This window comes from Cobetia sp. 4B (assembly GCF_018831605.1).
Classification (GTDB): Bacteria; Pseudomonadota; Gammaproteobacteria; order Pseudomonadales; family Halomonadaceae; genus Cobetia; species Cobetia amphilecti.
On sequence record NZ_CP059843.1, the window covers coordinates 775,001 to 788,312 of the forward strand.

The window sequence follows — 13,312 nt, forward strand, 5'->3', positions numbered from 1 at the left end:
CCCCACTGACATCCTCGCGCTTGGCACCCCTGTAGTGCATTCCACCGTTTTCAGTGGAGTCTGCGTGGAATCCTCGTCACAGTACCGCCAGTGAAGGCGTATCCCCTGTTGGCCGGGTATGATAGTAATGAACCTGCATGATTGGCATGGTCATCTGATAACCCCCTTGTTATCCGACGGCCTGACTGCACGGAAGCCAGGAGCACGGATGATCCTGCTGCAAGTCACCCTGCTGGGAAAACTATTACAATGAAAGCAAAATCACGCTCTCTGGACCGCATCGACCTCAAGATTCTGCGTTGCCTGCAAGAGAATGCCCGTATCTCCTATGTCGACCTCGCCTCGGAAGTCGGCCTTTCCACCACGCCGTGCCTGGAGCGCGTCAAACGCCTCGAGCGCGCCGGCGTCATCCGCGGTTACAAGGCGGTGCTCGACCCCAAGGCGCTCAAGGCCAATCTGTTGGTCTTCGTCGAGATCAGTCTCGAGACGCAGTCGCCGTCGGTGTTCGATGAGTTCCGCCGCGCCGTCTCCAAGCTGCCGCAGATCCAGGAGTGTCATCTGGTCTCCGGTCAGTTCGACTACATCCTCAAGTGCCGGATTCCGGAAATGTCCGCCTATCGTCAGCTGCTCGGCGATGTGGTGCTGACGCTGCCCGGCGTCAAGGAATCCAAGAGTTATGTGGTGATGGAAGAGGTCAAGGAGCAGTTCTCGCTGCATGTGCCCGATATCGAGGAGCTGGATGCCAAGTAATGGCAAGCCCTGTTGTTGTTGTTGGGCAGGGCTCATGGCTTCTCACTTCATTTACCGATAGGCGGCTTTTCTCCCATGCAAGATTCGCAATTGCTGCGCTACTCGCGCCAGATCCTGCTCCCTCAGGTCGACATTGCCGGGCAGCAGCGCCTGTTGGCGGCGCGGGTTCTGGTGATCGGGGCGGGTGGCCTGGGCTGCCCGGCAGCGCTCTATCTGGCAGCCGCGGGCATCGGCACCCTGGTGGTGGCCGATGATGACCACGTCGAGTTGTCCAATCTGCAGCGCCAGATCGCCCATGGTGACGCCGACATCGATCAGCCCAAGGCGCAATCACTCGCCGCCTCGCTGTTGGCGATCAACCCTGATACCGAGGTGATCGCGTTGTCAGAGCGGCTGCAGGGTGAGGCGCTGGCCGAGCAGGTGGCCGCCGCAGACGTGGTGCTCGATTGCACTGATCGCTTCAGCTCACGCTTCCCGATCAACGCCGCCTGCGTGGCAGCGGGCACCCCGCTGGTGTCCGGCGCCGCGATACGCTTCTCCGGCCAGCTGGCGGTGTTCGATCGCCGTGAGCCACAGGCGCCGTGTTATGGCTGTCTGTACCCGCCGGATGAGCTGGGCGATGAAGAGCTGACCTGCGCTGAAAGTGGTGTCATCGCGCCGCTGGTCGGCATCATCGGCGCCTTCCAGGCATTGGAGGCGCTCAAGCTGATCAGCGGTGCCGGCAGCGTGCATCGCGGCCTGGCCACCTTCGATGGCCTGAGCGGTGAATGGCGACGCATGGGCCTCAAGCGCGACCCCGGCTGCCAGGTGTGTGGTCAAGCGTCATGATGTAGCCGGTCAAATCGACGGTATATCTCCAAGTCGCATGTCTTCAGGACAGCATATCTTTAAAAAGCCCCGCAGCCTTTCTGGCTGGCGGGGCTTTTTTGTCGCATGTTGTGGTGGAGCGGCCGGCGCTGCGCATGCCGCGTGTGCGCACCACCAGGGTGCGCCAATGCCGTGGGGTGTTGAAGATTTCTCCCATGCAGCGCAATCAACATGCAGCATTAGAGCGAAACGTGTGGTAAATATCGAAAATATTCCAGTCGATGGTGAATAAACTCAACAAGAGCGGATGAGGAGGTGCATGGGCGGCTTCAGATCAGGCACGCAGAGCGAGTGTGCTGGCTCGTATTCCTACTACCAGGCCAGCCAGCGTGTGACGCTTGACCCATGCCCGCCTCTAGCTGGTGAGCAGCGTGCCGATGTCTGCGTGATCGGCGGCGGTGTCACGGGCTGCTCCGCTGCGCTGCATCTCGCCGAGCGTGGCTATTCGGTCATTCTGCTGGAAGCGCAGACTATCGGTTTCGGGGCCTCCGGGCGCAGTGGCGGCCAGATCCTGCCGGGGCTCGGCACCGATATCGCGACGGTCGAGAAGGCGCTGGGGCGCGAGCAGGCACGCGCCATCTGGGAGATGAGCCGCGAGTCCGTGCGCCTGACCGCCGAGCTGGTTGCCCGGCATCAGATTCCCTGCGATTTCACCCAGGGCTACCTGCATGCCGCGGTCAAGCCGCGTCATGTGCGCGCACTGCAGGAGTTCCAGGCGCGCATGGCACGCGATTACGACTATCACGCGCTGCAGTGGCTGCAGGGCGATGCGCTGCGCGAGCGGGTCGTCACCGACGCCTATCCGGGCGCGTTGCATGATGGTGAGGGCGGTCATCTGCATCCGCTCAACTATACCCTCGGACTTGCGCGAGCTGCCCAGCAGGCCGGCGTCACGCTCTGCGAACAGAGCCGGGTGCGTCAGCTCGACCACGGCCAGAGCGGCGATACACTCGATGGCACCTCACGGCGTGCTCGTATCCATACCGAGCATGGCTGCGTGAGCGCCGAATTCGTGGTCGTGGCCACCAATGCCTACCTCAATGGCCTCGTCGCCTCGCTGGAAGAGCGCATCATGCGTGTCGCCAATTACATCGTCGCCACCGAACCGCTCAGCGAGGCTCAGGTCGCGCAGGTCCTGCCGCAGAATGACGCGCTTTCCGATGCCAACTTCGTGCTCGACTACTACAGTCTTTCTGCCGACAGGCGCCTGCTGTATGGCGGTGAGGTGAGCTATACCGGTCAGGAGCCGCGTGGTCTCAAGGCGCGCATGGACAGCAAGATTCGCCGCCTGTTTCCGGTGCTCGATGGCGTGGCGATCGATTACCGCTGGGGCGGTGACGTGGCCATCACCATGAACCGCGCGCCGGACTTCGGGCGTCTCGTGCCGAATGTCTATTACGCCCAGGGCTACTCGGGACATGGCATGTCGCTTGCAGGATTGGCGGGCAAGCTGGTCGCCGAGACCATCGCCGGTCAGGCAGAACGTTTCGATATCTTTGCCGCCATGCCGCACCGTCCCTTCGTGGGCGGGCGCTGGCTGCGAACTCCTCTGCTGGTCCTGGCGACCAGCTTCTACACGTTGCGTGATCGGCTCTAGGCCGAGGCCATGATGAAGGTGCTGCACATTTGACACTGTTGAACACCCCGACAGCCCAAGAGCTGGAAACGACTGGTGAGTAATCGCAAGGGAGGCGCGATGAGCGCGGTGGATGGCAAGGACGCTGGTACGCCCGAGCAGCACACGACGAAAAAGCCTGCCGGCGTGCGGGCGCCTGGCGGCACGCACGCCAGCGAGAGCGTCAGTGAGCATGTCGGTGAGAGCTTCGACGATAACGCCGGTGAGAACCTTGGCGATACCGTCAATGAGAGCGTCGGCGAGAGCCACGGCACCAATGCGGATCAGCCCGCGCTGCCGCGACGCGCGGCATCCTCCATCCAGCTCAAGGGGCTGCACAAGCGCTTCGGCAATGAGGTGGCGGCGCTGGATGGCGTAGACCTGAGCATCCAGCCCGGCGAGTTCTTCACGCTGCTGGGGCCTTCGGGCTGTGGCAAGACGACACTGTTGCGGATTCTGGCCGGTCTCGAGGCGCTGGATGAAGGTCAGGTGGTGATCGGCGGACGGGATGTCACCGAGGTGCCGCCGCATCAGCGCAGCGTCAACACGGTCTTCCAGTCCTATGCGCTGTTTCCGCATCTGTCGGTGCGCGACAACCTGGCATTCGGCCTGAAGATGCGCGGTGTCGCCCCCCGGGAGCGCGAGGCCAGGGTTGCCGAGATGGCGGAGTTCATCAAGCTGGGCAGCCTGATCGATCGCCGGGTCGACCAGCTCTCCGGTGGTCAGCGTCAGCGCATCGCGCTGGCGCGGGCGCTGGTCTGCGAGCCGGATGTGCTGCTGCTGGATGAGCCGCTGTCGGCGCTGGATGCCGGCCTGCGCAGCCAGATCCAGATCGAGCTGCTGCGCCTGCAGAAGTGCCTGGGCATGACCTTCGTCTTCGTCACCCATGATCAGCAGGAAGCGATGGTGATGTCGGACCGCATTGCAGTGCTCGACAGCGGCAGCCTCCAGCAGGTGGGCTCGCCGCGTGAGATCTACGAGCGTCCGGCCAATGCCTTCGTGGCGCGCTTCATGGGCCATGCCAATCTGTTCGACGTCACGGCTCGCGATGACAGCCGCAGTGACGCCATCCGACTGACCACGCCGCTGGGCGTACTGACCGCACAGGCGCCGGGCACTGGCAGTCTGCTGCTGTTGCGTCCCGAGACGCTGGACCTGCGCCGGCGACCCGCCAGCGAGTTCGAGCGTCACGACGTGCTGGAGAACCACTTGCCGGGCCGAGTGCAGGAGCGACTCTACCGCGGCAGCCACGCCGAATATCGCGTCGAGGTGGCGGGTGTCAGCGTGCAGGTGGTGGTCAACAACCGGGGTGGCCAGTTGCCGGAAGTCGGCGACCAGGTCGATGTGGTGGTCGCCGCGCAAGACCTGATCACGCTGGGGGAATGACGATGGCCTATCACGCAACCCTGGCCACTGCGCGCAGCCGCGCGGTGGTCGCCGAGTCACGCCACCTGTTGCTGACGGTCGCGCCCGGTGCACTGTGGATCATCGTCTTTCTGGTGCTGCCCAGTCTCTATCTGATGAGCGTGGCCTTCATGACCAACGGCCCCTATGGGCTGCCGGAAATGCCGTTGTCATTGACCTCGTTTCAGCAGCTGGCCGGACAGGGCTTTCTCGGCTGGAGCCCGGGCAACCTGATGACGCTGGGGCGCTCGCTGTGGCAGACCGTGCTTTCCACTGTGCTGGTGGTGCTGGTGGCCTATCCGATCGCCTATTACATCTCGCAGTCAGACCAGCGCTGGCGGCCGATCATGCTGCTGGCGGTAGTCGTACCGTCCTGGACCAATCAGGTCATTCGCACCTTCGGCTGGATGAATCTGCTGGCGCCGGGCACGCCGCTGGCGGAGCTGGCGGAAGCCATGGGCATGATCGCGCCCAACATGGGGCTCTATCCGTCCAATTTCGCGGTCACTTTGGGGCTGGTCTACAACTTCCTGCCGTTCATGGTGCTGCCGCTGTACGCCGCCTTCGAGAAGTTGAATCTTTCACTGGTGGAGGCGGCGCAGGACCTCTACGCCTCGCCGCTCAAGGCCTTCTGGCACGCGGTCTTCCCCCAGACGCTGTCGGGGCTGTTGGCGGGTGTCGTGCTGGTGGCGATTCCGGCCTTCGGCATGTACGTGATTCCGGAGCTGCTGGGCGGTGGCAAGGGCATGATGCTGGGCAATCTGGTCGCCAATCAGTTCGCTGGCAGCGCCAACTGGCCGCTGGGCGCGGCGGGCGCGATCCTGATGCTGATTGCGACCTTCATTGGTCTCTACGCCATGCGCCGCATCGGCAAGCGGCTGGGCGGCGGTGAAGAGGTGGTGATATGAAGCGCGGGAGCTTTCACAAGGGATTGCGGGGGTTCTGGTGGCTGACGCTCGGTTTTCTGTATCTGCCGCTGATCGTGGTGATGCTGTTTTCCTTCAATGCCTCCAACAGTGCCGCCAGCTTCACTGGCGTGTCGCTGCGCTGGTATCGGCGCCTGCTGGGCAATGACGCGATTCTGTCGGCGCTGGGCAATTCGCTGCTGCTGGCGGTGGTGTCGTCATTGCTGGCGCTGATGATCGGCACGCTGATCGGGTATGGCATGTATCGCCATCGTCACCGCAAGCTGGGCTGGCTGATCGTGCTGATCTATCTGCCCATCGTGCTGCCGGACATCGTGTTCGGGATCTCGGAAATGACCTTCTTCGTCAAGATCAATGAGCTGACCGGTCTGCTGTCGCCGGGACTGGCCACCATGACCATTGCACACGTCACCTTCCAGGTGCCGTTCGTGGCGTTGATCGTCTACTCGCGCTTCGTCGGGCTGGACCCGACGCTGTTCGAGGCGGCCAAGGACCTCTACGCGACACCGCGGCAGCGCGTGCAGTTCTTCATGTTGCCGACACTCAAGCCGGCATTGATCTCGGGCTTCCTGCTCTCCTTCACGCTGTCGCTGGATGATTTCGTGATCAGTTTCTTCACCGCCGGACCGGAGAGCGCCACCTTGCCCATCTACATCTGGAGCGCGATACGCAAGGGCGTGACTCCTGAAATCAATGCCATCGCCACGTTGATGATGGCGGCGGTCGCCCTGGCGGCGCTTATCAGTCTGGTGCTGTCGCGCCGGCGCGCGGCGTCGTGAGCATACGCAATATCCACAGGCGGTCTGACACTGCTGTCCTTGCCGACGTCGGGCCTGATCATTCATCACGCACATCCCATCATTTCTCAAGCACGTTGAGCGGAGCATCACAATGACAAACAACACGCTGCGTTTCGCTGTCGCCATCGGCAGTCTGCTGCTGGCAGGTGCCGTCCAGGCCGAAGACAAGAAGCTGTATCTCTTCAACTGGACCCAGTACATGGACCCGGAAATCATCACCGCCTTCGAGGAGAAGTTCGGCGTCGAGGTGGTCGAGAACTACTACAACTCGCTGCCGGAGATGCTGGCCAAGCTCAACGCGGGCGGCGTCTCCCAGTACGACATCATCGTGCCGTCCAACTATTACGTGCCGCGTCTGATCGAAACCGGCCTGGTGCAGAAGATCGACAAGGCCAAGGTGCCGAATCTGACCAATGTCGCCGAGCAGTTCAGTGACCCGAATTTCGATCCGGGTGCTGAATATACCGCCCCGTATCAATGGGGCGTGACGGGGCTGGTCTACAACGCCAGTACCTTCAAGGACGCTCCCAAGAGCTGGTCCTTGCTGTTTGATCCCGCCGTCAATGGCGATTACCCCTTCAGCCTGATGGGTGACGGCCAGGTCAGCATGGGGTCTGCCTGTGCCTATCTGGGACACGGCTACGACTGCACCGACCTGGATGACTGGCGCGAAGCCGCCAGGCTACTGATCGAGACCAAGCACCGCGACAACTTCAGCGGCTTCTCCGATGGCACGCCGGCGCTTCAGCAGCTGGCGCGCAAGGTCACCCATGGCGCGTTGTCCTACAACGGCGACTACCTGTTCTATCTGGAGGAAAACCCGGAGTCCTTCGCTGACATCAAGTTCGTCATTCCTGACGAAGGTGCCGAGAAGTGGGTGGATTCGATGATGATTCCGGCCAAGGCACCGCACCCGGAGCTGGCGAACGCCTTCATCAACTTCATTCTGGATGCCAAGGTCGGCGCGCAGCTCTCCAACTACAACTACTACGCCAGCCCCAACGCCGCCGCGGCGCCGTATCTGGATGAGGTGCTGACTCAGCCACCGATTCAGCCCTCTGAGGATGACATGGCGCGCCTGCGTTTCTCACCGAGTCTCTCCGGCCAGCAATTGCAGGTATTTCAGCAACTGTGGTCTGAGGTGCAGTCGCGCTGAACCGAGGGAGCTCTGAATCGAGGGAGCTCTGATTGATGTCTGAGTCGAAGCCACGCATGGAGCATCACGATGACAACTGACACGCTGCGTTTCGCTGCGGCCATCGCCAGCCTGTTGCTGGCCGGTGGCGTCCAGGCCGAAGACAGGAAACTGTATCTCTTCAACTGGACCCAGTACATGGACCCGGAAATCATCACCGCCTTCGAGGAGAAGTTCGGCGTCGAGGTGGTCGAGAACTACTACAACTCGCAGCCGGAAATGGTCGCCAAGTTGAATGCCGGGGGTGTCTCCCAGTACGACATCATCGTGCCCTCCAGCTACTACGTACCGCGCCTGATCGAGATGGGCCTGGTGCAGAAGCTCGACAAGGACAAGGTGCCGAATCTGGCCAATCTCGCCGAGCAGTTCCGTGATCCGGTGCTGGGGGAGGGGCTCGACTATGCCGCGCCCTATCAGTGGGGTGTCACCGGGCTTGTCTACAACGCCAGCACCTTCAAGGAAGCGCCCAAGAGCTGGTCGATGGTGTTTGATCCGACCGTCAATGATGCCTGGCCGTTCGGCTTGATGACCGGTGGTCAGGTCAGCATGGGCATCGCCTGCGCCTATCTCGGCCATGGCTATGACTGCACGGATCTCGACGACTGGCGCGAGGCCGCCAGGTTGCTGATCGAGACCAAGCATCGCGGCAATTTCAGCGGCTTCTCCGACGGCACGCCCGCGCTTCAGCAGCTGGCGCGCAAGGTCACGCATGCCGGGCTCTCATTCAATGGCGATTATGTGTTCTACCGGGAGGAAAATCCGGACTCCTTCTCTGACATCAAGTTCGTCATCCCCGAAGAGGGCACCGAGAAGTGGGTGGATTCGATGATGATTCCCGCAAGGGCGCCGCACCCGGAGCTGGCGAATGCCTTCATCAACTTCATTCTCGATGCCCGGGTCGGCGCGCAGCTCTCCAACTACAACTACTACGCCAGCCCCAATGCCGCGGCAGAGCCGTATCTGGATGAGGTGCTGACTCAGCCACCGATTCAGCCCTCCGAAGAGGACATGGCGCGACTGCGTTTCTCACCGAGTCTCTCCGGCGAGCAGCTGCAGATCTTCCAGCAGCTGTGGTCCGAGGTGAAGGCGCGCTGAGCGCTGGCAATCGGGTCTATCGAAGCAGGCTGCCGAGCGCGTGGCCTGCCCTGTAGCGTTCAAGGAAGGTGTCATGAAGTACGAACCCGCTGGTCGCGAAGACGACGAAGCCGTGCTGCAGGAATGGTTCACGGCACATGGCATCACCGAGGTGGAATGTCTGGTCACCGACCTGACCGGTATTCTCAAGGGCAAGATCATGCCGGCGCGCAAGTACCTCAATGGTGGGCGGCCGCGCCTGCCGGACTCCATCTTCATCCAGACCGTCACCGGCGGGTATCCGGATGATGAAGACAGCCGCTTCTGGAATCCGGCCGAGCAGGACATGCAGCTGATCCCGGATACCAGTGCCGTCTATCTGGTGCCATGGGCGGAAGACCCCACCGCGCAGATCATCCATGACTGCTATTACCTCAATGGTGATCCGGTGGAGCTGTCGCCGCGCTATGTGCTCAAGCGAGTTCTGGCACTGTATGCCGCACGCGGCTGGAAGCCGGTGGTGGCCCCCGAAGCCGAGTTCTATCTCGTCAAGACCAACAAGGACTCCGACTATCCGCTGGAGCCGCCCGTCGGGCGCAGCGGTCGTCAGGAGAGCAGCCGTCAGTCCTATTCCATCGATGCGGTCAATGAGTTCGATCCGCTCTTCGAGGAGATGTATGACTACTGCGAGGCCATGGGGCTGGATCTCGATACCCTGATCCATGAAGAGGGTGCCGGGCAGATGGAAGTCAATTTCGAGCATGGTGACCCGCTGGCGCTGGCCGATCAGGTCGTGATGTTCAAGCGCACGCTGCGCGAGACGGCATTGCGCCACGGCATGTACGGTACCTTCATGGCCAAGCCGATGGCCTATCAGCCGGGCAGCTCGATGCATATCCATCAGAGCCTGGTGGATGTCTCGACCGGCAGGAACCTGTTCGCGGATGATGAGGGGCGGGCCAGCACCCTGTTTCGCAACTTCATCGGCGGCTTGCAGACCTACATGCCGTCCGCGATGCCGTTCTTCGCGCCCAACGTCAATTCCTATCGCCGCCTGATGCGCAGCGAGACCAGTGGCTCCGCACCGATCAACGTGGAGTGGGGCTTTGACAACCGCACCGTCGGCTTGCGTGTGCCGGTGTCAGATGCCGAGGGGACGCGGGTCGAGAACCGCCTGGCCGGCGCCGACGCCAATCCCTATCTGGTGATGGCCGCCTCGCTGGCCTGCGGCTATCTGGGCATGATGGCGCAGATCGAGCCGCGTCCGCCGGCCGTGGGCTCTGCCTGGGAGGGGGGTAACAGCCTGCCGGACGATATCGGGCCGGCGCTGAATGCGCTGCACTCCTGCAAGCCGTTGGCGGATATTCTCGGCGAGCGCTTCGTGAAGAGCTATCTGGCCGTCAAGCGCGCCGAGCATCGTGAGTACTTCCAGGTCATCAGCTCGTGGGAGCGGGAGCACCTGCTGCTGCGTGTCTAGCCCTTCGGGACATGTCCTGTGTGTCTAGCACTGTGTATCTCACCCTGCGGGGCAAGCCCATGAGGGAGCCGAGAGGCCGTGACAGTCGTCACGGCCTCTCGGCGTTTCAGGTGGGGCGCTCTGTGATGGCAGGTTGCTGCTTGTGGTGATTATTGCATGTCAAAGTCGGCGTGATTGGCTCGATGATCCGTGATATCGTGCTTTTATGTTGATTAAAATAACCACAAGGAAATTGTCATGAGTGCCTCTCTGCCCCTGGAACATGCTGCCTCCTGGTATGCCGCCTCAGCCAATGCCGCGCCCGAACGGCCCCCGCTAGCGGGAGATGTCAGCTGTGATGTCTGCGTCGTCGGGGCTGGCTTCACCGGCATCTCGGCGGCGCTGCACCTGGCCGAGCAGGGCCTCAAGGTGATGGTGCTGGAGGCCGCCCGCGTGGGTTACGGCGCATCCGGTCGCAATGGCGGGCAGATCGTCAACAGCTACAGCCGCGACATGGATGTGATCGAGGAGCGTTTCGGCGCCCAGACGGCACGTGCGCTGGGCGACATGGCCTTTGAAGGCAACCGCATCATTCGTGAGCGTATCGCCGGTTATGGCATCGATTGTGACCTGCGCGAAGGCAATCTGTTTGCCGCCTGCAATGCGCGTCAGCTCAAGGGGCTCAAGGAGCACAAGGCGCTGTGGGAGCGCTATGGCAATACCAGTCTCGAATTGCTGGAAGGCGATGCCTACAAGCGTGAAGTGAGTGCCGAAGGCTATACGGGCGCGCTGGTCGATCACTCCGGTGGCCACATCCATCCGCTCAATCTGGTGTTGGGCGAAGCCGCAGCCTTCGAGTCACTGGGCGGCGTGATCTTCGAGCACAGCCCGCTGCTGAGTCTCGAGCATGGCAGCCCCGTCGTGCTCAAGACCGCGGGCGGTACCCTGCGGGCCGACCGCGTCGTGATGGCGGGCAACGCCTACCTCAATGGCGTGCTGCCGGAGCTTGAAGGCAAGTCGATGCCCTGTGGTACCCAGATCATCACCACCGAACCGCTGGCGGAGGATGTGGCGCGTAGTCTGCTGCCCAACAACATGGCGGTGGAAGACTGCAATTACCTGCTCGATTACTACCGCCTGACCCGTGACAACCGACTCATCTTCGGTGGCGGCGTCAATTATGGCGGCGAAGACCCCAGCAACATCGAAGCCTTGATTCGCCCCAAGATGCTCAAGGCCTTCCCGCAACTGGCCAACGTCAAGATCGACTACGCCTGGAGTGGTACCTTCCTGATGACGCTCAATCGTCTGCCTCAGTTCGGCGTGCTCAATGACAACGTCTACTACGCCCAGGGCTATTCCGGGCATGGCGTGACCTGCAGCCATCTGGCTGGGCGCTTGATCAGTGAGGTGATGACCGGCCGTGATGGCCGCTTCGATGCCTTCGCCGGCCTGCCGCACCTGCCGTTCCCCGGTGGCCGCATGCTGCGGGTGCCGCTGTCTGCCGTGGGGGCCTGGTACTACCAGACCCGCGACAAGCTCGGTATCTGATCAGCCTGTTCTCCAGAATGCCCCAAGCCGCCTTCCTTATCGGGAGGCGGTTTTTTCATGGGCTGAAAAGTACGCCTGATCTGGCCCGAAACGCACTGCGCCCCGCCTGTGAAGGCGGGGCGCAGTGCATGTCTTGCCGATTCATGGCGTGAGCGCTGGGTCAGCCGGCGATCCAGAACCCCATCAGCAGGAAGCCCAGCGTCGTGACCAGCGCACCGATCAAGGTGTAGGGCAGTTGCGTCAGCGCATGCTGCATCGGCTGGACCCCGCAACCCTGTGAGGACAGCACCGAAGAGTCCGAGAAGAAGCAGGCGTGGCTACCGAAGCTGGAGGCTGACAGCAGGGCACCGACGATCAGCGGCAACGAGGCATCCATGTGCAGCGCGATGGGAATCACGATCGGGATCGAGATCACGAACACGCCCCAGGAGGAGCCGGTCGCGAAGACCACGACGGCCATGCTGACGAACACGATGGCCGGCAGGATCGCCGGAGTCAGGTAGGGTGTCAGGCTCTCGATCATGAAGGTGGTCATGCCGAGCTGGTCATTGACCTCGCGCAGCACGAACCCGACCGCCACGATGGCCAGGGGCAGCATCATGGTGCGAAAGCCGTCCATCACCGCGTCCATCAGCGAGGAAAACGACACCAGACGCTGGGCGAGATACAGCAGGATGGTGAACAGCGTAGCGACGATCACGCCCTTGAGCAGGTCGATCTCGAACCAGGCGCTGGCGCCGATCAGCACGGCCATTGGCAGCACAAAGTTCATCAGACCGATCCAGGGGCTGGATTTCGGCGCTTGGGCTTCCGGCAGGGGCTCCGGGGCGCCGTCAGGAATCGGCTGGCCGGCCTTGGCGCGTCGCTCGGCGGCCTTCATCGGTCCGATGTCCGGCATCAGGCCAATGGCGACCAGCATGGCCAGCGCCATCGCGATCCAGCCATACAGCATGTAGGGAATCGCCTGGATATAGAGCGACATGCCGCTTTCGGTGGCACCGCCTTCCTCGAGCAGCTGGGAGAAGTACACCGCCCAGGTCGAGAGGGGCACCAGAATGCAGATGGGCGCGGCAGTCGAGTCGACGATATAGGCCAGCTTCTCACGCGAGACCCCGAAGCGGTCCGTCAGGCGTTTCATCGCCGCCGGCGTCGCCAGGGCATTCAGATAGTCATCGATGAAGATGAGGATGCCGAGGATCACGGTGCCGATCAGCGACTGACGGCGTGTCTTGAGCAGGCGACCGATCATGTTGCTGAAACTCAGCGTGCAGCCGGACTTCTCCATCATGGCGATGAAGCCGCCCATCAGCCCACAGACCAGAATCAGCCAGGCGATGGTCTCGTTCATCATCACGCCCAGCGAGATATCGGCCAGTTCTCCGATGTAGTCGTCAGGCTGCAGTATCAGCAGACCCGCGAGCGCGCCGATGGCCAGGGCTTCCAGGGTGCGATGGGTCGCGATGGCGACCACCAGCACGATCAGCGATGGCACGAGGCTGATCCAGCCGAACGGCGTGCCGGCCTCATGGGTAAAGGTGATGCCCAGCACCAGTGCCAGGATGACGCCGAACATGGCAATGCTGCGCCCCTTGCCACGGACGCTGACGGAGGGAGCGAAGGGGTGTGGGGACGCTGGGGGGACGGGAGAGATCTGATTCATGCCCGGGCCTCCCA

General features: G+C 62.3%; 11 protein-coding genes. 10 read left to right on the forward strand and 1 reads right to left on the reverse strand.

What is annotated here, in order from left to right; all coding sequences use genetic code 11:
• The first annotated feature begins 249 nt into the window (after nucleotides 1-249).
• The 10 genes from H2O77_RS03270 (at nucleotide 250) to H2O77_RS03315 (ending at nucleotide 11,638) form a co-directional block, all read left to right on the forward strand.
• Entirely contained in the window at nucleotides 250-750 is a 501-nt protein-coding gene (locus H2O77_RS03270) for an Lrp/AsnC ligand binding domain-containing protein (RefSeq protein WP_043335877.1), read from the forward strand.
• A 75-nt stretch (nucleotides 751-825) separates the two neighbouring features.
• On the forward strand, nucleotides 826-1,578 hold the full coding sequence (gene moeB / locus H2O77_RS03275; RefSeq protein ID WP_043335874.1) for a molybdopterin-synthase adenylyltransferase MoeB: 753 nt from the start codon (nucleotides 826-828) through the stop codon (nucleotides 1,576-1,578).
• 298 nt (nucleotides 1,579-1,876) lie between these two features.
• A complete protein-coding gene (locus H2O77_RS03280) occupies nucleotides 1,877-3,214 on the forward strand; it encodes an FAD-binding oxidoreductase (protein ID WP_215823900.1) in 1,338 nt (445 codons plus the stop codon).
• A 75-nt stretch (nucleotides 3,215-3,289) separates the two neighbouring features.
• Nucleotides 3,290-4,618: an ABC transporter ATP-binding protein gene (locus H2O77_RS03285; protein WP_240548695.1), complete on the forward strand. Its 1,329-nt coding sequence runs from the start codon at nucleotides 3,290-3,292 to the stop codon at nucleotides 4,616-4,618.
• A 2-nt stretch (nucleotides 4,619-4,620) separates the two neighbouring features.
• Nucleotides 4,621-5,544, forward strand: a complete 924-nt coding sequence (locus tag H2O77_RS03290) for an ABC transporter permease (protein WP_215823901.1) — start codon at nucleotides 4,621-4,623, stop codon at nucleotides 5,542-5,544.
• Nucleotides 5,541-6,341: an ABC transporter permease gene (locus H2O77_RS03295; protein ID WP_215823902.1), complete on the forward strand. Its 801-nt coding sequence runs from the start codon at nucleotides 5,541-5,543 to the stop codon at nucleotides 6,339-6,341. The genes H2O77_RS03290 and H2O77_RS03295 overlap by 4 nt, the downstream gene beginning before the upstream one ends.
• Nucleotides 6,342-6,453: 112 nt before the next feature.
• Complete coding sequence (locus tag H2O77_RS03300) at nucleotides 6,454-7,518, forward strand: spermidine/putrescine ABC transporter substrate-binding protein (RefSeq protein ID WP_153635158.1); 1,065 nt, start codon at nucleotides 6,454-6,456, stop codon at nucleotides 7,516-7,518.
• Between the two features lie 69 nt (nucleotides 7,519-7,587).
• A complete protein-coding gene (locus tag H2O77_RS03305; protein WP_153635159.1) occupies nucleotides 7,588-8,652 on the forward strand; it encodes a spermidine/putrescine ABC transporter substrate-binding protein in 1,065 nt (354 codons plus the stop codon).
• A gap of 73 nt (nucleotides 8,653-8,725) precedes the next feature.
• Complete coding sequence (locus H2O77_RS03310; RefSeq protein WP_215823903.1) at nucleotides 8,726-10,108, forward strand: glutamine synthetase family protein; 1,383 nt, start codon at nucleotides 8,726-8,728, stop codon at nucleotides 10,106-10,108.
• A gap of 237 nt (nucleotides 10,109-10,345) precedes the next feature.
• Nucleotides 10,346-11,638, forward strand: coding sequence for an FAD-binding oxidoreductase (locus tag H2O77_RS03315; RefSeq protein WP_054555116.1), 1,293 nt, complete (start codon nucleotides 10,346-10,348; stop codon nucleotides 11,636-11,638).
• A 160-nt stretch (nucleotides 11,639-11,798) separates the two neighbouring features.
• Here H2O77_RS03315 and H2O77_RS03320 read toward each other — a convergent pair whose 3' ends face one another.
• A complete protein-coding gene (locus tag H2O77_RS03320; RefSeq protein WP_215823904.1) occupies nucleotides 11,799-13,298 on the reverse strand; it encodes a Na+/H+ antiporter NhaC family protein in 1,500 nt (499 codons plus the stop codon).
• Between the last annotated feature and the right edge of the window lie 14 nt (nucleotides 13,299-13,312).

Excerpts from the sequence above, each read along its gene's own strand:
- H2O77_RS03305 (WP_153635159.1), top strand. The coding sequence starts at position 7,588 with ATGACAACTGACACGCTGCGTTTCGCTGCGGCCATCGCCAGCCTGTTG.
- H2O77_RS03270 (WP_043335877.1), top strand. The coding sequence starts at position 250 with ATGAAAGCAAAATCACGCTCTCTGGACCGCATCGACCTCAAGATTCTG.
- H2O77_RS03300 (WP_153635158.1), top strand. The coding sequence starts at position 6,454 with ATGACAAACAACACGCTGCGTTTCGCTGTCGCCATCGGCAGTCTGCTG.
- H2O77_RS03295 (WP_215823902.1), top strand. The coding sequence starts at position 5,541 with ATGAAGCGCGGGAGCTTTCACAAGGGATTGCGGGGGTTCTGGTGGCTG.
- H2O77_RS03310 (WP_215823903.1), top strand. The coding sequence starts at position 8,726 with ATGAAGTACGAACCCGCTGGTCGCGAAGACGACGAAGCCGTGCTGCAG.
- H2O77_RS03280 (WP_215823900.1), top strand. The coding sequence starts at position 1,877 with ATGGGCGGCTTCAGATCAGGCACGCAGAGCGAGTGTGCTGGCTCGTAT.
- moeB (WP_043335874.1), top strand. The coding sequence starts at position 826 with ATGCAAGATTCGCAATTGCTGCGCTACTCGCGCCAGATCCTGCTCCCT.
- H2O77_RS03290 (WP_215823901.1), top strand. The coding sequence starts at position 4,621 with ATGGCCTATCACGCAACCCTGGCCACTGCGCGCAGCCGCGCGGTGGTC.
- H2O77_RS03315 (WP_054555116.1), top strand. The coding sequence starts at position 10,346 with ATGAGTGCCTCTCTGCCCCTGGAACATGCTGCCTCCTGGTATGCCGCC.
- H2O77_RS03320 (WP_215823904.1), bottom strand. The coding sequence starts at position 13,298 with ATGAATCAGATCTCTCCCGTCCCCCCAGCGTCCCCACACCCCTTCGCT.